Genomic DNA, 20,593 nt, shown 5'->3' with positions numbered 1-20,593 from the left:
TGCTACTTTGTGCTGTTATAATTAATGATTTTGCATATTTGTTGGCAATAGGTTATACCGAATGTCTTTTCTTGAAAACAATCTCCATATCGACTACCCTTCCCCCGTAATTCAATATATGATATTAATTGCAGACTTTGATTCAATAGGATAAGGCTGCCACTAAATAGCAATGTTATGAAGACACTTAAGAATTTAAGTTTTTTAATTTTAATAATTATTCTAGCATCCTGTGCTAACACTCCACCACGAGATTATGCACTACTAACAGTACATGCCGATAGTTATCCAAGTGACTCATTACGTGTGCAAGTATTGGGGAGTAAGTCTCAGATAATCACAAGAAATGAGCGTGGCATATTCATGGATACCATTAGGTTTAATAAAGACAATGGAGGATTACTTGCAATCATAGGAGAGAAAGACTTTACTTTTGTCTACTTAAAGAACGACAAAGAGGTCGATGTTAAGTTCACTAAAGATGATTTTAGTACAATGACATTCTCAAATGACTTAACCAAAGAGAATGATCTTCTTAAAAATGCATATGTTGATGCATTGTCCTATAAAGATAAATTGAAGGATGTTAAAACTATTGATATCGCTGAAACATCAAAGAAAGAATACACGGAGAACTTCTCCGAAAGAGCCAAGGAGATAAGCCAAGATTCAATCTATATTAGCTCTATCAGTAAAGTAACAAAGAACTTCGCTCGTGTGAATATTACTGGTCCTGTAGTTAATAAGGTAAGAGAATATCGCTTAACAGAAGGAGATTTGTCGAAAGGAAAACCTGCGCCAAAATTCGTTGACTTTGAGAATTTAAAAGGTGGTAAGACCTCTTTAGGCGACCTGAAAGGAAAGTATGTTTACATCGATATATGGGCAACATGGTGTATATATTGTAAACAAGAGATTCCATACCTAAAGACGATCGAGAAAAAATATCATGGAAAAAACATCGAATTTGTTAGTATCTCTTATGACTCGAAAAAAGATCATCAGAAATGGGTCGATATGATCAAAGACAAGAAATTAGGTGGGGTTCAGCTTTTTGCCAATATGGACAAGAGCTTTACTAAGGCATTTGGTGTAAGAGGTTATCCTACTTTCCTACTTGTCGACCCTAAAGGTAATATCGTAACTGCTGATGCTCCAAGACCATCAGATCCTGAATTGGTAAAACTTTTTGACTCACTTTTGTAGAATGATTTAGCCATTTGGACGTGACTAAAACTATTTCTGTATAAAGTGTTGTTATTAAAAAGGGGGCTTATTGGCCCCCTTTTAATGTCAATAACTCTCTGAACCTATCGGTTCTTCACCTTTCGAATCAGCTTACTCAACTGCTTCCCTTTTTGCTTTCGCTCTAAAGATGTTGCCTCATAGTGCGACGCCTCTTTAATTAACTTTAAGTAGTGTTGATAGCTACCTTCGGATAGAGTCCCGTCAGAAACTGCTTGTGTCACAGCACATCCTCTTTCATGTTGATGGCTACAGTCGCCATAATAGCATTGTGACGATAAAGCTTCTATCTGATCAAAGGTCTGCTCGATTCCCTCTTTGTGATCAGCTATTCCCACCTCTCTTACACCTGGGTTATCTATCAAATAACTACCATTGGGTAACTCTAATAGATGACGAGAGGTTGTTTGATGCTTTCCACGTTGTACCTTCTCACTGATCTCTTGGGTCGCCAACAGTGGTGTCCCTAAAATATGATTAATGATTGATGTCTTTCCAACCCCAGATGAACCTAACATGATATAGGTTTTTGTTGGTTGAAAACAGGCTTTTAGTTCCTCTGTTGAAATGTTATCCACACAACTTATAAACAAGCTAGTGGCCAAAGAACCAATATCTTCACGTATGGTGTTAATATCTTCACTAGATACTAGATCAATCTTATTCACCACAATAAATGGAGTGATATTTGATTGATGGCATAGCGATACATATCGCTCCAATCGTGCCATACTAAAGTCCCTATTGGGGGTAGTCACAATACAAGCCCCATCAATATTTGTTGCAACCAAATGATCTCTTCTCGAAAGGGTATTGAATCGAGGTAGTACCTCATGAATAATCGCTTTATCCTCATCGTAAGGCATCAAAACAACCCAGTCACCTACGGCAGGAAAATCCTCTCTCGATAGCGCTGTATAAAGTAGGTTGCCAATCACCTCTGCTTCAACAACTCCTGTTTCAGTCTCTACTATATATCGTTGTTTATGCTCTTCGATAACTCGCCCAATATCAAACCCTTGAGCTTGACGTGAGTTATACTCGTCTGTTAATGTTGAAGGGAAACCAAGAAAACCGTTTTTATATGATCTATTGTTTATGGTCATGATATATTCTTTCCAAATCATAAAATACTATTCCACAGAGCCTTTATCTCTTATGCTCCGCATGAGGAATAAAACTATATTACTAATAAGCCATAAAACGAATGATGCCAACTACCCTGATGGATTGACGTATTATGAACAAGTAAAAAAATGGAAAATGACAGGTGCTACACTATACTCTGAGAAGATCGTTACGATCACTTAGAGAGTAGAAGTATTACGCATGTGTAGGATCCTGTCCCTTAAACGGACATCCCAACGCGTGAGGCGATATGGAATAAAGTAGTTGTCATAAAGCAACAAAGATAATGTTTTTTCAACAAAGAGTAAACAACCAACTGCAATTATGCCTAATCCATTGCCCATACACTCGTTAAAAATAAGAGGGAAGTATAAAAAAAACTGACGGTATAAAATTTATCAGAGAGAGGACCATGGCGTGCGAAGGTAAAAGAAACACAGTCTAGGTCTGTTTAAAAACTGAAGCAATCTAATACTAACCTATGGAACACCCTATACCTTCTCCCAACTTAATCCGTCGTTAATATATCCTTAATCCGTCCTTAATCCGTCCTTTGTCCATGATTCAGCCATCATTGATCCATGGTTCATCCATCCAAAACCCCGAAATCGATGGACAAACCATGGAGGAACCATGGCTGAACCATGGACAAAGGACGGATTAAGGATATATTAACGACGGATTGTGGACGGATTAAGTTGGGAGAAAGTATAGGGTATTCCCCTGTTTGGCTAGGTTGAATATCTAATTCTAGGGGGAGACGGTGGTGGTGTAAGAGACCTTGTAGACGGTGTAAAATTAACTCTGTTGAGGAAGTAAGATGAGCTCTCCTAATTGGTATAAAAAGGCGTGAATATAGAGATATAGCCCTACTCATGATATAATCTATCTTTATGGAGAAGGGCTATTAAGTTGTTTTTTGTTAATCCTGAGGAGGTGTATAGATTAACTCATGTATATTTCCTTCTGGATCTTTAAAAAAGGCCGTGTATTCATTCCAAGGCATCATTTTGGGAGCTTGGTTAAAGAAAACCCCTTGTGCTTTCATTGATCGAAATAGAGAGTCTACCTCTTCTTTGGTGTCAAACATGAATCCAATGCCTACCGATGCTCCACTTCTTTGTATTATATAGGTGCTATCTTTGAGTGTTTTAAACATGGCTTCTCTCGATCCAATAGAGAACCTACTTTGCCCAGTCTTAAATTCAATAAAATCGGCTAGTTCACTTGTGATAGGAATTCCCATTTTATCATGGAATAGAGATTTCATACCATCAATGTCATCCGTAAATATCGTAGTGAGACCAACTCTAAATCTAGGAGATGGTTCTTCTTTTTTTGTGGTAGAAGAACAGCTATAAATGCTTAATACGATAGCAATCATCATCATGGTGTAAGCAATCTTTCTCATTTTATTCATTGTCTGTTTTTTCGTGAATAAGTGACGTAACCCTCTATAAGGTTCTTTTTTTATGTAAAGAACCTGTAATGTAGTGATTCTAATCTATATAACAAAAACGTTGAAAGAGAGAGCTTACAACGGGTATCACTGTTTTGTCTATCAATGGTTATTCGCCTTCTTTATCGTTATCTGTAAAAATAGAATCGAATCGAAATGTATTGATGTATAGATTTTTAAGATGGATGATAATGAAACATGTGCACTGAAGGCACTAGCTATTTGTAGTCAAGAGTTTTGGCTTTAGGATTGTGTAAACTGTTTTCATAATTTATTTGATAAGACACTTCGAGTTCTTCAAAAATGATTTTATTTAAGAGAGACAAATTAGCTTTCGATATACTTCTCGACTGCTTTATGTGATTTCAATGTAAAGAAGATTTCACGTCCACTCTTTTTCTCTTCAATAAGACCAATAGTTATAAGCTCGTTAAGATCACGTCGAGCAGTTTGTCTAACAATTTGATGTTTATCTGCATAGGTGGTCATGGTCATTTGTCTGTCCTCTTTTGTATATAGATAAGCAACCAAGTCAGCCTGATGTGTACTCGACCCTTTTTTAGTATATAATGTGTATTTAAATATGCATGGGTTTATTGTTTATTTTAATGGAGTCGCAACTATTTCATCTATACAAAGTGTGATTTATAGTCTAAAGGAGAATCAGATATTAGTCTCAAGACCTACTGAACAGATCTAATGGTTTATCATCGAAAGGGTAGTTCTGTTTGAAGATATCTTCATAATCAATATGGATACCATAGTTGCCTAATATCTTTTTAAGCTTTTCAAAATCTTTATCCTCATTATTCTTACGAGTGTATGATAATAAGGTTCTTTCTTTATTCGGTCCAAGGATGTACTCTTTAGCAGTATAAACTTCATCAATTTCTTTGAGACTTTTGAATGTAAAGTTGCTATCTAGTAAGAGTTTCTTAAAATCTGAATAACAGACACCATCTTTAGTTTCTATCGTAGTGTTTTTTACAATTAAAGGCCCAATTCCTAAATTTTGAATCGTTATTTTAATATTCGTTTGGGAACTAATAAGATGAATGTATGCTAAAGGTTGATTCAATTTTTTATTAAACTCAAACTGCTCTTTTGCTTGTTCTTTATTAAATTTAATATTCTCGGATTGAATTTTTTTTCGTTAGTTTGATTGTTTGATAATTAATACAAAGAGCAACAAGTACAGTAATAAAACTAGTTGTTCCGCCAAGATAGCCTCCAAAGTTAGCCCAATCTGTTGGATCTTTTGATATTGGATAATTATAGAATTGACACCAATAAGATCCTAGAGCGAGAATGAGAAGTATTGATATGATGATTATTAGACTCCAGTTGTATCTGTACCTGTTTTTATTTTCGTTCATAATTGATCTTTGATGATTCTGTAGTGTTAGTTTTATTGTATAAATAACAAAGACAAAAATATGCTTTTAGATAATAATATAGGAAGCTTGTTGCTTTAATTTTCTTTCTCTTTGCGATGAAACATAAGGGGATGTGAATTGGTAGTTAAGAGGAGTGTTTAATTGCAACATATTTCTTAAAAGGTTGTTATAGGATATGATAGTATATGAGATTTTTTCGTTACTTTATGTGGTAATATAACTGTAAGATATGCTAATACGATTTAATACTTCGAATTTTCTGTCGTTTAATGAGGTGTCTGAGTTCTCTATGATTGCAAATCAGGAGCGACGTAAACCATCCCATCTTTATAAAGGGAATAGTCTGTCAATTCTCAAGACAGGGATTCTTTATGGCGCCAATGCTTCTGGTAAGTCTAATTTTATTAAAGCTATTGATTTCTCACAAAGGGTAATTCTTTCAGGTATAGATAAGGTGGATCCCATTAATTGTCATTATCGATTAAAGGATGGAAATGAGTTATTACCTTCTACTTTCCAATACGAGATAATGGTGGAGGGGAAGTGCTATAACTACGGGTTTGCAGCGATTCTTAAAGATAATCTTATTATAGAAGAGTGGTTGCTTGAAATTAGTGCCAAAGGAGAAAAGAAGATATTTGAACGTTTTCGTGATGATCAAGGGACGCATCATATTGAGTTTGGGATTTCATTAAAAGGGAAAGCAAAGATTCGGTTTGATGTTTATAGAGAAGATTTTGCGAAGTCGGACAGTACGCTGTTTTTAAATGAGATAAATAGAAAGAGTTTAGAGGGGCTTTCCGAAGCCAAATATTTCCAAAGCGTGTATAAGTGGTTTGATCACAAGCTTACCGTACTATTCCCACAGTCGAAATTTAAAGGTTTAAGTTTTATTGGAGATGATAATGAGATGGCGCAATCGTTTAATTCATTCTTGTCTATTTTTCAAACAGGGATACATGGGGTTACTTCTGAAGAGATGGATCTAGATAGTTTTGAGCTTCCGAAAAAAATGAAGGATGAACTGTCGAGTAAGATTGTTGAGAATGAAATTATCATATTTGAGTTCAATGAAATCTCCTATGCCTTAGAGCGTGGGGATCAAAATAAATACAAAGTTAAAAAGCTCGGTTTAGAGCACCTTTCAGATCAAGGAAAGGCCGTGGTGTTTGATATGATTGATGAATCGGACGGAACACAGCGTCTGTTCGACTTTATTCCCGCCTTAAAATCGTTGGCTAGTTCTGATTCAGTATTTCTAATTGATGAGATAGACAGGAGCCTTCATTCCAAGTTAACTTATGCTATCATCGAACTGTTTTTGGATATTAGTAAAAACAATCAAAGTCAGTTGGTGGTTACCACACACGAATCTTTACTACTCGATCTTGATTTACTTAGAAGAGATGAGATATGGTTTGTGGAAAAAAACAGTAACCAATCTAGATTGTTTTCTTTAGATGAATTTAAGGTGAGAAATGATAAAAAGATAAACAAAGATTACCTTTTAGGGAGATATGGAGCTATCCCTATCTTCAAGAGTTTTAAGAACCTAAATATTTAAATATGAGAACTAGGCTACGTGTTCAAACTTCTTTTGGAGAGAGGAAGCAAAGATCAGAAACCGTAGAGCCTAAGAATATATATATCATATCAATTGTAGGGGAAGGAAAGACGGAAGAGGATTATTTTGATGGATTAAAAGATTCTGGAAGGACAGGTTTAGTTAAGATTGAACGATTAGAGAAAGAGGATGAAACAGACACTAAAAGTCATCCAAAATATGTCTACGAACTTCTCGAGGAGCGGTCTACCTATTGGCAAGAACATGGGGTAGCACCATACGAGTTGTGGATGGTTGTGGATAGAGATAAAGGGAATGTTTCTGAATCACAATTGAAAGAGATAATTCGCCAATGTGAGGAGAGAGGTTATGGCTTGGCAATATCTAATCCAACCTTTGAATTATGGTTGCTACTCCACTTGACAGATAAAGATGCTTATGATGAAGATGATCTCTATGAGAATAGAAAGGTGAATAAGCAGAAGAGGTTTTTAGAGAAAGCCTTGGCTGATCTATTAGGTGGTTATAGAAAAAGTAATTTTAAGTTTGATAAATTTCAATCAGGCATAAACGATGCCATTGTAAGAGGTAAAGCAATGCCTTCAGATAATGATGAATTAGTAGATAAGCTGGGGACAAGTGTTTGGATTCTTGTGGACAAAATATTGCAATAGAATCCAAACACTTGGATGTGGTATGTTATTTATAATTTTCATCTTTTATCGGCCCCATGAGTCGCGGTCGAGGCTACGGTAGGTGACGGCTTCGGCGATGTGTGTGGCGGATATTTTTTTGCTTTGGTCTAGGTCGGCGATAGTTCTTCCGACACGAAGGATACGGTCGTAGGCTCGGGCAGAAAGGGAGAGGCGGTTCATGGCTTCTTTGAGTATTTTACCTCCTTGGGCATCTAGAAGGCAGAACTCACGTAGCATTCGCGAGGTCATCTGCGCATTAGAGTGTACATGTGGGAGTTCTTTGAAGCGTTCGGTTTGTATGGCTCTAGCTGCAATAACTCTCTCTCTGATATCTTTACTCTTTTCGCCCTCTTTCATCTCTGCAAGTTTTTCGAAAGGTACTGGCACCACTTCTAAGTGTATATCGATACGGTCGAGTAGGGGGCCAGATATTTTGTTGAGGTATTTCTGTACCGATCCTGGGTTGCAGTTACACATTTTGGTTGGGTGGTTATAGTAGCCACATGGACATGGGTTCATGGAGGCGATAAGCATAAAGTTGGATGGGTAGGTTATGGTCATCTTGGCTCGTGAGATGGTGATATTTCGATCTTCCATCGGTTGTCGCATCACCTCTAATACGGTTCTTTTGAACTCAGGTAACTCGTCTAAGAAGAGAACGCCATTATGGGATAGAGATATTTCACCAGGTTGAGGGTAGGCACCTCCACCGACCAATGCCACATCGGAGATGGTGTGGTGTGGAGAACGGAAAGGGCGTTGGGTCATCAGAGAGGTCTCTTTGTCTAACGATCCAGCTACGGAGTGAATCTTAGTGGCTTCGAGCGCTTCATGAAGAGTGAAAGGTGGCAGGATGGTGCTGATACGTTTGGCTAGCATGGTCTTTCCTGCACCAGGAGCACCGATAAGAATAATATTGTGACCTCCTGCGGCTGCGATCTCCATGGCACGTTTGACACTCTCTTGTCCTTTGACGTCGGAGAAGTCATTGTCGAAAAGGTGTTGCTTCTGTTCAAATTCGGCTCGTGTGTCTATCACAGTGGGCTCCATCACACTCTTTCCAGAGAGTAGGTCGATCACCTCTTTAAGGTTTTTTACTCCGTAGATATTGAGTTTATCGACGACTGCTGCTTCGTGGGCATTCTCTAGAGGTAGAATGAATCCATCGAACCCTTCTTTACGAGCTTGAATAGCAATCGGTAGGACTCCTTTTATGGGCTTAATAGAGCCATCTAAGGAGAGTTCTCCCATGATGATGTATTTGTCTAGCGAAGGAGCTAATATCTGCTCTGAGGCAGCTAAAATGCCAATAGCGATTGGTAGGTCGTATGATGCTCCTTCCTTACGTAGGTCCGCAGGTGCCATATTGATGACGATCTTCTTCCCCGGAATCTTTAGCCCATGGTATCGAAGTGCCGCCTCAATACGTTGTTGGCTCTCCTTGACAGCATTATCGGGTAGTCCAACCATATGAAATCGAATGCCACTGGATGACACTTCTACTTCAATGGTAATGGTGATGGCATCTATCCCCTGCAAGGTACTTCCGTAGGTCTTTACTAACATCGTCTATGGTTTTCTATTTCACAGATAGAACAAATGGGGATGGGGTTAGTTCAAAATGAAGTGTGGGAATTGATGTATCTCATGTTTCCATTTACTAATTTTGTATTTCTTTTATTGGCTTAGGTCATTAATGGAGAATCTCACTTATATCGAATGGAACAATATGGATATCCTTACACATACCCTCTCAGGCATTGCCGTAGGAACGGTTGCAGCTTCGTTTTCTAATAACTCTTTTAAAAAGAAGTTACTTATAGTGGTTTTTGCTGCTTTTGCGGGGGCACTTCCCGATGTGGATGCCATCAGCTTATGGTCGCATTTTGATGGTATATTGGGCAAGCTCTTTCATCTATCCCATTCGGGAAGAGATATATATTCTGCCAAATTTTGGTACTCCCACCATGCTTTTATGCATAGCTTCATGGCTGCCATTTTGTTCGGAGGTATAGTCGTAATATTAAAATATCTGTGGACTTCACAGGGTAGAAATTTAAGGCTAAAGAGTTTAGTCGATGCTTTTCGTAAGGACATCGTATTGTTTGTTGCTTTTGTCTCTGCTTATACACTCCATCTGTTAGAGGATATGGTCACTCCAGCAGCCTCTTGGGGAGGAGTGAACTTCTTTTTTCCAATGGCTTCTTACACGGGTGGTACTGGAGATATTTGGTGGTGGAATAACTACGATGTCTTTCTGATTGTGGTAGGGGTTATCCTATTTAATATCGTGGTATTGGTGAGCCAACGTTTTGTGAGATTCTCTGCCTATAAGTTCACCTTGACTCTATTTACTCTGGGGTTTGCTTTGGCACTGTTTCAGATACACTCCCGAGATATTGATTATGCCTATTCTGGACACTGTAATAACTACCAAGAGCTGGAAGCCTATTCCAAAGCCCAACAGAAGGAGATATTGGGAGATAAAACCTTTCGGTTCATGGTGTGGTTTGATGGCAAATTGAAAGTCTATTTTTAGGGGTAGAAGAAGCACCAAACTCTTGTCCTTGGTGGGTAGATATACGATGGGTTACCTCTTTAAGTTTTTACTCCGTAGATATTGAGTTTATCGACGACTGCTGCTTCGTGGGCATTCTCTAGAGGTAGAATGAATCCATCGAATCCCTCTTTACGTGCTTGGATGGTAATAGGTAAGTTCTCCTATAATGATAGTACTTGTCTAGCGAAGGTGCTAATATCCACACTGAGGCGGCTAAAATGCCAATGGCGATAGGCAAATCATATGATGCGCCTTCTTTACGTAAATCTTCAGGAGCCATATTGATGACGATCTTCTTCCCCTGAGTCTTTAGCCCATGGTATCGAAGTGCCGCCTCAATACGTTGTTGGCTCTCCTTGACAGCATTATCGGGTAGTCCAACCATATGAAATCGAATGCCACTGGATGACACTTCTACTTCAATGATAATGGTGATGGCATCTATCCCCTGCAAGGTACTTCCGTAGGTCTTTACTAACATCGTCTATGGTTTTCTATTTCACAGATAGAAGAAATGGGGATGGGGTTGGTTCAAAATGGTGTGGAGGAAATGATTGGATATGAATAATGAAGAGGTACTATGATTTTGAAATAGTAGACTTCTCTTCTTTTTAAGAACAGTCACTGTATGAGAAAATTAATATAAACATTAAGTCTGATTATTCGTTATTTTAATATATTTACATAGAAATAAAAAAATGTGATGGATAGATATTTGCAAAAAGAATCATTAAGTATTGTTTTTCTTGGTGAGTTTAATCCCGTAATTCTGCAACCGTATTGGTTAAAGAACAAAGAATTAATCAGGGAAGAAGAAGCTAAAAATGCAAAGGTAAGTGTTATTCATAATGAACTTGTTAAATATGAGCTTGATTGGGTTGGGATAGAAGTAAATAAACATAGATGTGAATTCACGACCACCAAATCACCATACTTTGAGCCCCTAAAAGACCTTGCGTCTAGTGTATACAAAATACTTAGAGAAACCCCTATTAAATCTTTAGGGATTAACCATATTTATGACTTAGCATTACCAAATGCGGAAAAATATTATGAGTTTGGTAATATCTTGTGTCCATTAAACAATTGGACAGATTCATTAAATGACCCAAAACTATTACAGCTTGAAATTTTCGAAAAGGAAAGAAAAGATAATAAAAATGGGCACTTAAGGGTTAAAATCGCACCTAGCGAACCTAAGATTTTATATGGCGTAAACTTTAATATAAATGACCATTATATGGTTGAATCGGGTAGTCTTGGCACAAACCTTGAAATGGTAGAAATGCTTGAAGCTAATTGGAATGATTCTATTGAAAGAGCAAAGAGTATAGTAGATGATATTCTTACAAAAACTAATTTGTTATGACAACATTTGACACAAATATCAAGGCCAATAAGGTATTGGAGAATCGAAATTCGATATTGGGTGTTGATTCTTATGAAGAAACAATAATTATGAATGCCCTTAAATCAAAGGTTGTTAAGCGAAATGAAGAATTGTCTTTAAACAACAACACTGAAATTGAATTTAAGTTTGACGATGATTTTGAAGCTGTACCAAAATATGAAGACATGATAGACACTAAGAGGAACATGTTTTTCAAACAGTCACAGCATTGGATTGGCGTTGTTGAGCAAATTGATGGTGATGAATTTACAGCAAAACTTGAAGACAAGGTAACTAAGGGGACATACGAAATAGCATCATTTGATATTTATGATGTTTCACCTAGTGACATTGAACTTTTAAATAAAGGCGCAATTTTTTATTGGAGTGTTGGTTATGCATCTGATAACGGTCAAATAGAAAAACGATCGTTGTTGCGATTTAAACGAAGCGTAGCATTTACTGAAGATGATGTTAATAGGATAGCTGACGAGGCAGCTTATTATAATGATAATATTAATTGGGAATAGGTAAATTGAATCAAACTAACACAATAGAAACCATCCTAATTGGAACTGGTGGAGGATATGGCGAAAGTATTATTTTAAATCTAGGAAATGACACCTGGGTTGTAATAGATTCTTGTAAAAATCCTAATACAAAGAAATCATTACCACTAGAGTATCTTGAAGAACGTGGTGTTAATCTAGAGGAAGATGTCAAACTAATTATATGTACACATTGGCATGAAGACCATATTCGTGGATTATCAGATTTATATGAAAAATGTGAAAGTGCTATTTTATCCTTTGCCCATGCGAGTGATAGAACAAAATTCTTACAACTGGTTGGGTTAGATCACAATAAAACAAAGAATGAAGAGACTGCTTGTTCTACAGAAGAACTAAATGCATGTCTTAAAATACTGGCTTCAAGAAAAGGAACTATGAGGAAGGCTTCAGAAGACAGAGTTTTGCTTTCCAATAATAGTAATGGTATCAATTTTAAGGTAATTTCATTATCACCATCCGATTATATAATGAGCGAATTTGATGAGGAAATATCTACACTAATCACGGATTATGGAGTGAATAATAGAAAAATTATTAATCATACACCAAACGATAAGAGTGTTGCTATACTTGTTAAAATTAATGACCAAAGAATAATTCTTGGATCAGACTTAGAAGTCAATGCAGATAAACGTAAGGGTTGGAAGTGTATTATTAATAATAGCCAAACCCTTGATGGAAAATCAAATGTTTTCAAAATTCCACATCACGGTTCTGACACAGGTTATAATAAAGAAGTTTGGGATGTTTTAATGGATGAAAACACTGTTATTAAGTTAAGTCCTTATAGTAAGAACAAGAAACTTCCTAAAAGCGATATGATTAATACTTTTCTAGGGCATTCTGACAGACTTTATATTACTTCTATTCCAACTTTATCCAAAGCTAAACCCAAAAAGAGGCATAGAAGTATTGCAAAGGCTATTGATAAATTTAATCCAACATTAATAGAAGTAAAATTTAATAAAGGTGTAGTTAGATGTGTTTGTGATTTAGAAATTGGTGAATGGAATGTTGAAACAATTGAGAGTGCAACAAAGATTAGCCATGATAATGTAAGTCAATTTTAATCTTACCCGTTATTTGTCCTAAATCTTGGTAATGAGCTACTCCGAGAACTATTAATTACGTATTTATTCCTTATTCAATAAAAATACATGTTGATTATCAAAGATATATAGGGTGTGAGATTCATGTTTTCAATAAAATGAGGTTTTCGGAGTGGACTCGGGAATAAATATAGAATTCATTTAATTCTTATGGAACTTTATTACACTCACGCATGATAAAATTGATGTTGCTAGAGCATGTGATAAAAAATTATGGCAAGTTAGATTACCAAAAACTTGCCTATCAGGTCATGTATGGCTTAATTGAACTTCCACTGAGACTTCGTATTGTCTTTAAGTATGGTACATTAGGAGAACACTTCTTGTGTTGCATCAAAACAATAAGAAATGACTAGGATGGAAACAATTTTTCAGTTGGTGTTTCAGCAAGAGGAAAATGATCTTTACGGCTTGCTGTTTTTGCAAACAACAAGCCGTAAATTATGTCTGTATTTGATTTTCTGAAATCGAAACAAAAGAAGGAATTAATGGAACAGCCTTTATGTTATCGTAACTAACGAAGCATTATTATATAAGATTCATTGATATCATTAAAAGAGATGTCCAAGATCGATATTAACAAGTCGAGGAATTTATAATCCATCTGTTTTTGCTGCAACGATGTGTTGAAAGCCTGTTTTTAGGAGTAGCATATAAATGGTGATATTACCTTAATTATTCGTTGGAGGTTAGACAACTTACGATAAAACTCATGGGTAATAATGTTTTGATAGTATTACTTTTTAGTTATAATATTTATCCTGTGAAACATATGGAAATCTTTTAAGTATCAGGAGATAGTGTTTACTTTTAGGAGGTAATAAACTAACAACTATAAATATTCAGTATGACACATCGATTGATTAAAGCCTTTTTGGGAGGTTTATGTCTTATGGGGCTTGTCTCTTGTGGTACTCAGCCATCGAAGGAAGAGGGATCAGCTTCTAGAAATTTCATTAAGTTAAAGGATAATTTGAGTGATAAGGAGTTGCTGGAGGCTTCGGTTTCGGTATTGCCATCACAGAGACAGTATGATTGGCAACAGTTGGAGTTTATCGCTTTTGCCCATTTTGGGGTGAATACTTTTACTGGTAGAGAATGGGGGACAGGAAAGGAAGATCCGAAAGTTTTTAATCCGACCGCTTTTGATGCGGATCAGTGGGTGAAGTCCATTAAGGCTGCAGGGATGAAGATGGTGATGTTGACAGCAAAGCATCATGATGGGTTCTGTTTGTGGCCTACTGCAACAACGCCACATTCTGTGAAGCATAGTCCTTGGAGAGACGGTCATGGTGATGTATTGAAAGAGGTGGCTAATGCATGTCATCGACATGGATTAAAGTTAGGTATCTATGTCTCTCCTGCCGATCTTTCGGAGATCGAAAGAGAGGGAGGTACGTATGGTAATGGATCGGCAGCTCGTAAGGAGACGATCCCTGCTTTTGGGACTCCTGTTTCTTCGGTAGGTACTTTTACATATGATGGGGTCACAGATTATGATGCTGTGTTATTAACACAGCTTTATGAGGTGTGTTCGAACTATGGGGAGGTTTCGGAGATATGGTTTGATGGAGCCAATCCTAAGCCTGGTACAAGTCAAACGTATAACTATGATGCTTGGTATGATTTGATCCGTAAGTTACAGCCTAAGGCGGTGATCGCAATTAAGGGACCAGATGTTCGTTGGTGTGGTAACGAAGCTGGAAAGACAAGGGATAGTGAGTTTAGTGTGGTTCCAACAGATAAGCATATGTCTGTGAAGAAGGCTACTGCAAATGATTTGGGTAGTCGAAATAAATTGAAGGGGGCGAAATATCTTCATTGGTATCCTGCGGAGACCAACACTTCTATACGTCATGGGTGGTTTTATCGTGACGACAATCAATATGTAAAGAGTCCTTTGGAGTTGTTGGATGTATGGTATCGTTCGGTAGGAGGTAATTCGGTTTTCTTATTAAATGTGACACCTAATAGAGAGGGATTGATCCCTGCTAAAGATTCGACTTACCTTGCAAAACTTGGGTCGTATATTCATGATGCGTTTGCAAATAATGTGTTGGATTCGGATGATGAAATTAAGGTGAATGGAGCAATGAAGGGGTATGAAGCGAAGCATTTGCTAGATGGGGATACGCATACTGCTTGGCAGAGTGAAGGATCGCAAGGGAGTGTTGAGATGATGTTTGATCAACCTAAGCGTTTTAACCGCCTCGTGTTACAAGAGGATATTTACAATTTAGGTCAGCGGGTTGAGAGATTTAGTGTCTCTTATGATGACAATGGCACATGGAAATCACTGTATGAAGGAACTACAGTGGGGTATAAACGTATCTGTGTTTTTAAAACGATAGAGACACGTAAACTGCGTATTGAGATTCCTTCGTCGAGAGTAACGACTACTTTGAGTGAGGTGTCAGCTTATTTGGCTCCTGAGATTTTGGATGCACCAAAGATATCAAGAGATAAAGATGGTATGGTGAAAATTGATGTGAGAGGCGAAGATACTAAGGTCTATTACACGGTGGATGGAAGTGAACCGACGGTAAATTCTAGTTTCTATACAGGAGCTTTCTCTTTGTGTAAAGGAGGAGTCGTGAAAGCGATTGCTACGATTGATTCGGACCAGCAAAAGAGCGAGGTGGTGAGCCAGCGATATGATCTATGTGCTTCGGGATGGAAAGTGGTTGCATCCGATAAAGCACAACCAAATTATGAAGCATCAAAGGCTATTGATGGCAGTGTTCGTACGATGTGGCATACTCCATGGGGAAAGAATGTAAAGGGACATCCTCACTATATGACCGTAGATATGGGGCAAGTTCAGAACCTAAATGGACTGACTTATACTCCTCGTCAAGATGGTTCAAAGAGTGGTATCTGTACTCAATATAAGTTCGAGGTGAGTTTGGATGGAAAGCGATGGGTTGTTGTGAAGAGGGATCGATTCGATAATATAGAGAATAATCCAGTGAAGCAGCGTATCTTTTTTACACGCACTCAAGCGAGGTATTTCCGTTTCACGAGTTTGTCAAGTATTGATAATATAGCATGGATATCTGCTGCTGAGATTGGGGTGATTGTAGAGAGATAAGTTGAGTTTAGATAACCCTATTTTATTATAGATATTTACAGAATCAAGGATAGACTTCTATGAGGTATTATCCTTGATCTTCTATTTGTCCAAGATAAACCTCCAGCCAAATCTTAAACCCCACTGGGTATTCTTATTATTGGAGTCTACCAAACTATATTCTGGTTCGATATATGCATTAATCTTGAGTGACCTTAAAGAGAATGCTCTTCCAAATCTTATGTTTATTGGAATGTAATTATCTTGTTTATATAAATCTAATGATATTTCAGGTTCTGTTTCTAAGTAGTACCCATTGTTGATATGATAGGTCAAACTTGGTTGGATTTTCAAAGAAGATATTCTATTGGCATCGTTTGTGAAGGAGTCTAGATATCGAATAAGGATATCTAGTTGCCATTTTTCTATTTTAGGAGTATTAATTGAGATACCAACAGCTATACCAAATGCCAATATTGATTGTGTCTCATCGTATGGAGCATGGGTCGGAAGTTGGATTATTGGACCTAAGCTGTATGCCCCCCAGTTGTACCTCTTTGGAATAAGCAGATCAAATATTTCGGTGTTAGATAGGTTTTGTTGACCACTGTACTGAATTTGCCAATTGGTTGTAATACGAAGTAGATGTTCTGGGTAGTACTTTGTTTTATTAAATGGTATTACAGCACGTAATCGTAGATTATTGGCATTCTTCTGCCCATCATTACTCTTAATTTTCCAATAATCTTCTATTTGGAGTTGCCATATCAATGCTGTTGGGTCAGCAGCTTTACGTGCTAACTGTTCATTCGACTCTTGTGCATTTAAAAAGAATGGTAACCCGATGGCTAATAATAACAGTTTAAATTGAATGTTATTCATTAGTGATAACTTTAGTTGTCTCTGTCTTGTGACTTAAACAAACGATCTAATGAATAAGTTTATCCTCATCCATTCAATTGTTTGTAGATGAGGATTCACTGCATCGAAGTTTGACATAAAGATTGTTCTTTATTGTTGTATGTGTTTTTGTAACTCCTCTTTCCATTCTATCAGTTGCTTAAAGATTGTGGATAGGTTACCTCTATTATCCATCATTAAAACACCATCAAGAATCGTTGTGTCTCTATTGAAGAGATTTTCTTTAGGAAAGCCATCGATGTCGTTAGAGAAGATCTCTGTGTTTAAAAGGTTAGATTGGATCAGTGTATTGATTGTGCCTCCATTTAATGTTTTAAGATGACCACGTCCATAGGTGTCTTCTTGGTGTGTATAGAAGGTGGCTAGCGCATGGATCAGTTGAGGATAGCTTATATTTTCATGCGTTGGAATTGCTTCTGAATAGGCAAAGGTGGTTAGTAGGTTCTCTCTTGTATTTCTGGCTTGCAAATAGTCTTTTGCCGTTTGGTGGATATATTGTTGCATTGTAACCAATGCTATGCCATGTAAGAATGCTCTATTCCTCTCCCACTGTTGAAAGTTGATTTGGTGACTATCGTGCTTTTCGTCTAATACACAGATATTCTTTGTTAAGCCTTCTATTATCCGAAGGGTAGTCTCTTCTCTTATTTCAATACGTCCCATGTAACTACTTTATAGATAATTAATATGTCAATGATAGATTTTGAGATTGACGTAACTCATCCTAGAGGGGATAATACGACACATCTCTATTTATCTTTGTTAATTTTAAAAAGGAATACCAATATTTAAACATTAAGTACATCAAAAAAATTGGTACTATATCAATTAATTCATTTCTCAATTCAATTGATATTACACTATAAGTAGGTCTAAGTGAGTCTGTAATTACGAGTCAAAGATTAAAAAAATATAAAACGTATGTTAAGGTAACTGATTGTAGATTAGTTGTTAGTAATAGGTGAAGGAAGGAGATGGAATTTTTCTCTCCTTCCTTTGGTGACGAAGGTTCGGTTTTATCTGTTTTTTCTGTAAAAAAGATGTCCTGTTGTTAGAAAACTGGCAAACATAGTGATGCCAAAAAGGGTGCTGCTCAAGGCTCCTTGCATCATTCCTGAAATAATATGTCCACTAGTACATCCTCTTGCCATTCGTGCTCCCAATAGGAGGAGAAATCCCCCAATGAATGCCCATATAACTCTTTTTGTTTTACTTGATCCTTTTAATTGGATCCAACTCTTGTCCATTAATTTAAGACGAAAACTCTTTTGATAAATAGAGATTGAGAAGACAGAAATAAAAGCACTGATAAGGAATAGAAGTTCCCAATCTCCTGTTGTCTGTGTGAATTGCCAATAATTGTTGGATTGGGTATTGGTTAAAACTCCAGAGATATAGGTATAGGCTGTGGATGCACCAATAGGTCTATTCGAAATAGGCTTTAGTAATAGAATATTGTTAATTACACCAAGGGTAATACCTGATATAAGCCATCTTCTATTCTGATTTTTACCTTCTGTGCGGTGGATGAGGTTTGCTGCGATAAGCATTAGTATTCCAATAATAGAAATTACAATTGTATAAGAGGCGTGTGAGGAGAAATACATTGCAAAATAGGGGTTTCCATAGGAATGGTTTAAAAAAGAGGGCATAAGTGGCAGTATGAAGCTGAATGATAATGCTCCTAAAAGACCCCCCAATAGTCCAATCATTGCATCTACACTCCCCTGTGCACTTGATACAATGATACTTCCAGGACAACTTCCTAAGATAGCCATCCCTATACCAAAGAGGAGACCACCTAGAACGATACTTCCAGTGATTAAAGGTTTAATGTGGAATGTAGTCCACCCCAACTGTATAGAAATGGCAAAAAGAATACTTCCTATACCGATGGCAGAGAGCATTAATTTAGGTACCGTGTAGTTTTTTAATATGGAACAGCCTGCGATGGAATTAAATTTGTTTACAGAGGCATATTGCATTAACCACCCGAAGATTATGCCCGCAATGATTACTGGTATCTTTCCCATGATATCTTGTCTTTTATATGTTGGTTATCGTACTATTTTTTGATGCTCCATGTGTTCCTGTTTCACATTGCTTTATGATTCGGTTTACCAATAGTTTGATAAAACCTTTATAGTAAAGAGGATATTATTGGGGTTATATATCTCCCTTAGAGATGTATGTGCTAGTGTGAAAATGTGCTAGTTTTTGCAAAATAGAGATTATTTGTTTGTGTTAATATATGCGATAACGTTTATTTTGTGTTTTACATAAAAATAAACAGGCATGAACTTAAGTTTTCATACCTGTAATTAAATTGATGCGATAGAATGGAGCCAGATGCTAATTAGAATTGGTATCTCATTTTGAGATTCTTATCTCTCCATACCCTTATATAGTCAATTTTATATTCTCCTTTGGGGTCGTTAGGATCAGGCATGCCAAACCAATTAGGCATGGTCTCGCTATCGAAGTTCAGTGTAAGGGGTTGGTGCCACTTTGTGTTCTCTCTTTTACGGATAACCTCTCCGTTTACATACCAAATAAGAGAATCTTTCCTCCATTCCAAAGCGCTGATAAGATAGTTGTCTGCAAGAGGATTTTTGGAGTGCCATTCTACATGGTCCGATTTCAGTGTATCTCCTGTTTCAGGCGATTTTAAGATATGGGTGGTGGCAAAATATTTTTTGTCGTAATTTTTTTGAGGATGTTTGCCACAGATTTCGAAGACATCAATTTCGGTCCATAGATCACCATCCACAGCATAGAACCAGAAGGCACTCGAGCAACGCGATTTCATTGGCTTGCATCTTATCTCGTAATAGCCATATAGCATACGACTTTTACTCTGTACAGCAGCTGTGGTGAAAGTGTGATAGCCTTCAGGAAGGTCATCTAGAGTTTCTGTTTTTGAAGTTAAAATAAGTTCTCCATTTTCGACCTTTACATTTTGAGGAGAGAAGAAGCCTGGTTTTCGACCTTTCCATCCCGGATTGAAGTCATACCATTTGCATCGGTCAATAGTTGTGCCATTAAATTCATCACTTAAATGAGGAATATATTCCCAATCACCATGATTTAATGGACATGAAGGAGTGGTATCTTTGCAGCCTTGAAAAGAGAAAACAAGGAGGAGTGTGTAAATGAGTAAGTTTGTTCTCATGGTTGTGTATCTTTAGTTTATACTCTAAAAATACCCATTTTGAATGATATAGTTGTAATCATCATCCATGAATGTTGAAAAATAGCGACACCTTGTCTATGCTGCCGCAGCGTAAGGAACCACCGCTTACACTGCAAACAAAATATTAACGTAGTTGTAGACAAAGTAATCGATTACTACTCTTTACTATCACACACTCCAACCTTTAAATATTATAGGGTTACCATGGAGTTTCAGCTTTGTCTTTAAAGAATTTGCCTGATGGACCATTCGTTGGTAACTGGGCTGCCCACACAATGGTTTCTGCACCT

19 protein-coding genes and 1 pseudogene are annotated in these 20,593 nt (G+C 37.1%); 9 read left to right on the top strand and 11 right to left on the bottom strand.

Annotated elements, in window-relative coordinates; genetic code table 11:
• The first annotated feature begins 177 nt into the window (after positions 1-177).
• On the top strand, positions 178-1,206 hold the full coding sequence (locus K5X82_10060) for a TlpA family protein disulfide reductase (protein QZT35665.1): 1,029 nt from the start codon (positions 178-180) through the stop codon (positions 1,204-1,206).
• A 104-nt stretch (positions 1,207-1,310) separates the two neighbouring features.
• Here K5X82_10060 and rsgA read toward each other — a convergent pair whose 3' ends face one another.
• The gene (rsgA, locus tag K5X82_10055) at positions 1,311-2,372 is read right to left on the bottom strand and encodes a ribosome small subunit-dependent GTPase A (GenBank protein QZT35664.1); all 1,062 of its coding nucleotides are present in this window, start codon (positions 2,370-2,372) and stop codon (positions 1,311-1,313) included.
• A gap of 40 nt (positions 2,373-2,412) precedes the next feature.
• On the opposite strand from rsgA, the gene K5X82_10050 reads away from it, so the two are divergent.
• Positions 2,413-2,556, top strand: a complete 144-nt coding sequence (locus K5X82_10050; protein QZT35663.1) for a hypothetical protein — start codon at positions 2,413-2,415, stop codon at positions 2,554-2,556.
• Between the two features lie 739 nt (positions 2,557-3,295).
• Here K5X82_10050 and K5X82_10045 read toward each other — a convergent pair.
• The 4 genes from K5X82_10045 to K5X82_10030 form a co-directional block, all read right to left on the bottom strand.
• Positions 3,296-3,793: a VOC family protein gene (locus tag K5X82_10045; protein ID QZT35662.1), complete on the bottom strand. Its 498-nt coding sequence runs from the start codon at positions 3,791-3,793 to the stop codon at positions 3,296-3,298.
• Positions 3,794-4,159: 366 nt separating this feature from the next.
• On the bottom strand, positions 4,160-4,327 hold the full coding sequence (locus K5X82_10040) for a hypothetical protein (protein ID QZT35661.1): 168 nt from the start codon (positions 4,325-4,327) through the stop codon (positions 4,160-4,162).
• Positions 4,328-4,508: 181 nt separating this feature from the next.
• A complete protein-coding gene (locus K5X82_10035; protein ID QZT35660.1) occupies positions 4,509-4,910 on the bottom strand; it encodes a hypothetical protein in 402 nt (133 codons plus the stop codon).
• Positions 4,911-4,956: 46 nt separating this feature from the next.
• A complete protein-coding gene (locus K5X82_10030; protein ID QZT35659.1) occupies positions 4,957-5,208 on the bottom strand; it encodes a hypothetical protein in 252 nt (83 codons plus the stop codon).
• Positions 5,209-5,458: 250 nt separating this feature from the next.
• Between K5X82_10030 and K5X82_10025 the strand changes: the two genes are divergently transcribed.
• Positions 5,459-6,793, top strand: coding sequence for an ATP-binding protein (locus K5X82_10025; GenBank protein QZT35658.1), 1,335 nt, complete (start codon positions 5,459-5,461; stop codon positions 6,791-6,793).
• A 2-nt stretch (positions 6,794-6,795) separates the two neighbouring features.
• Positions 6,796-7,467, top strand: a complete 672-nt coding sequence (locus K5X82_10020) for an RloB family protein (GenBank protein QZT35657.1) — start codon at positions 6,796-6,798, stop codon at positions 7,465-7,467.
• Between the two features lie 45 nt (positions 7,468-7,512).
• On the opposite strand, the gene K5X82_10015 is transcribed toward K5X82_10020, so the two are convergent.
• Positions 7,513-9,054 (bottom strand): YifB family Mg chelatase-like AAA ATPase, encoded by a 1,542-nt coding sequence (locus K5X82_10015; protein ID QZT35656.1) that lies wholly within the window; start codon positions 9,052-9,054, stop codon positions 7,513-7,515.
• Positions 9,055-9,217: 163 nt separating this feature from the next.
• On the opposite strand from K5X82_10015, the gene K5X82_10010 reads away from it, so the two are divergent.
• Positions 9,218-10,027 (top strand): metal-dependent hydrolase, encoded by an 810-nt coding sequence (locus tag K5X82_10010; GenBank protein QZT35655.1) that lies wholly within the window; start codon positions 9,218-9,220, stop codon positions 10,025-10,027.
• Between the two features lie 59 nt (positions 10,028-10,086).
• On the opposite strand, the pseudogene K5X82_10005 reads toward K5X82_10010, so the two are convergent.
• Positions 10,087-10,529, bottom strand: a pseudogene (locus tag K5X82_10005) (hypothetical protein).
• Between the two features lie 222 nt (positions 10,530-10,751).
• On the opposite strand from K5X82_10005, the gene K5X82_10000 reads away from it, so the two are divergent.
• The 4 genes from K5X82_10000 (at position 10,752) to K5X82_09985 (ending at position 16,210) form a co-directional block, all read left to right on the top strand.
• On the top strand, positions 10,752-11,417 hold the full coding sequence (locus K5X82_10000; GenBank protein QZT35654.1) for a hypothetical protein: 666 nt from the start codon (positions 10,752-10,754) through the stop codon (positions 11,415-11,417).
• Positions 11,414-11,968, top strand: a complete 555-nt coding sequence (locus K5X82_09995) for a hypothetical protein (protein ID QZT35653.1) — start codon at positions 11,414-11,416, stop codon at positions 11,966-11,968. Before K5X82_10000 ends, K5X82_09995 begins: the two co-directional genes overlap by 4 nt.
• The gene (locus K5X82_09990) at positions 11,959-13,080 is read left to right on the top strand and encodes an MBL fold metallo-hydrolase (protein QZT35652.1); all 1,122 of its coding nucleotides are present in this window, start codon (positions 11,959-11,961) and stop codon (positions 13,078-13,080) included. Before K5X82_09995 ends, K5X82_09990 begins: the two co-directional genes overlap by 10 nt.
• Before the next feature lie 886 nt (positions 13,081-13,966).
• Positions 13,967-16,210, top strand: a complete 2,244-nt coding sequence (locus K5X82_09985; GenBank protein ID QZT35651.1) for an alpha-L-fucosidase — start codon at positions 13,967-13,969, stop codon at positions 16,208-16,210.
• A gap of 81 nt (positions 16,211-16,291) precedes the next feature.
• Here the strand turns inward: K5X82_09985 and K5X82_09980 are convergent, their stop codons facing one another.
• The 4 genes from K5X82_09980 to K5X82_09965 all read right to left on the bottom strand — a co-directional run bounded on the left by K5X82_09980 (position 16,292) and on the right by K5X82_09965 (position 20,282).
• Complete coding sequence (locus K5X82_09980) at positions 16,292-17,071, bottom strand: hypothetical protein (GenBank protein ID QZT35650.1); 780 nt, start codon at positions 17,069-17,071, stop codon at positions 16,292-16,294.
• Between the two features lie 129 nt (positions 17,072-17,200).
• Complete coding sequence (locus tag K5X82_09975) at positions 17,201-17,773, bottom strand: hypothetical protein (protein ID QZT35649.1); 573 nt, start codon at positions 17,771-17,773, stop codon at positions 17,201-17,203.
• A 353-nt stretch (positions 17,774-18,126) separates the two neighbouring features.
• Positions 18,127-19,143, bottom strand: coding sequence for a YeeE/YedE family protein (locus K5X82_09970; GenBank protein QZT35648.1), 1,017 nt, complete (start codon positions 19,141-19,143; stop codon positions 18,127-18,129).
• Between the two features lie 323 nt (positions 19,144-19,466).
• Positions 19,467-20,282 (bottom strand): family 16 glycosylhydrolase, encoded by an 816-nt coding sequence (locus K5X82_09965; GenBank protein ID QZT35647.1) that lies wholly within the window; start codon positions 20,280-20,282, stop codon positions 19,467-19,469.
• Positions 20,283-20,593 lie beyond the last annotated feature (311 nt).

Source organism: Prolixibacteraceae bacterium, from assembly GCA_019856515.1.
Classification (GTDB): Bacteria; Bacteroidota; Bacteroidia; order Bacteroidales; family Prolixibacteraceae; genus Halosquirtibacter; species Halosquirtibacter xylanolyticus.
This window is presented reverse-complemented; position numbering and strand designations above follow the sequence as displayed.

Bases quoted from the DNA above. Each gene is read 5' to 3' on its own strand.
- K5X82_09965 (QZT35647.1), bottom strand. From the start codon at position 20,282: ATGAGAACAAACTTACTCATTTACACACTCCTCCTTGTTTTCTCTTTT.
- K5X82_10060 (QZT35665.1), top strand. From the start codon at position 178: ATGAAGACACTTAAGAATTTAAGTTTTTTAATTTTAATAATTATTCTA.
- K5X82_09995 (QZT35653.1), top strand. From the start codon at position 11,414: ATGACAACATTTGACACAAATATCAAGGCCAATAAGGTATTGGAGAAT.
- K5X82_10050 (QZT35663.1), top strand. From the start codon at position 2,413: ATGAGGAATAAAACTATATTACTAATAAGCCATAAAACGAATGATGCC.
- rsgA (QZT35664.1), bottom strand. From the start codon at position 2,372: ATGATTTGGAAAGAATATATCATGACCATAAACAATAGATCATATAAA.
- K5X82_09980 (QZT35650.1), bottom strand. From the start codon at position 17,071: ATGAATAACATTCAATTTAAACTGTTATTATTAGCCATCGGGTTACCA.
- K5X82_09975 (QZT35649.1), bottom strand. From the start codon at position 17,773: ATGGGACGTATTGAAATAAGAGAAGAGACTACCCTTCGGATAATAGAA.
- K5X82_10000 (QZT35654.1), top strand. From the start codon at position 10,752: ATGGATAGATATTTGCAAAAAGAATCATTAAGTATTGTTTTTCTTGGT.
- K5X82_09970 (QZT35648.1), bottom strand. From the start codon at position 19,143: ATGGGAAAGATACCAGTAATCATTGCGGGCATAATCTTCGGGTGGTTA.
- K5X82_10020 (QZT35657.1), top strand. From the start codon at position 6,796: ATGAGAACTAGGCTACGTGTTCAAACTTCTTTTGGAGAGAGGAAGCAA.
- K5X82_10045 (QZT35662.1), bottom strand. From the start codon at position 3,793: ATGAATAAAATGAGAAAGATTGCTTACACCATGATGATGATTGCTATC.
- K5X82_09985 (QZT35651.1), top strand. From the start codon at position 13,967: ATGACACATCGATTGATTAAAGCCTTTTTGGGAGGTTTATGTCTTATG.
- K5X82_10015 (QZT35656.1), bottom strand. From the start codon at position 9,054: ATGTTAGTAAAGACCTACGGAAGTACCTTGCAGGGGATAGATGCCATC.
- K5X82_10025 (QZT35658.1), top strand. From the start codon at position 5,459: ATGCTAATACGATTTAATACTTCGAATTTTCTGTCGTTTAATGAGGTG.
- K5X82_10030 (QZT35659.1), bottom strand. From the start codon at position 5,208: ATGAACGAAAATAAAAACAGGTACAGATACAACTGGAGTCTAATAATC.
- K5X82_10010 (QZT35655.1), top strand. From the start codon at position 9,218: ATGGATATCCTTACACATACCCTCTCAGGCATTGCCGTAGGAACGGTT.
- K5X82_10040 (QZT35661.1), bottom strand. From the start codon at position 4,327: ATGACCATGACCACCTATGCAGATAAACATCAAATTGTTAGACAAACT.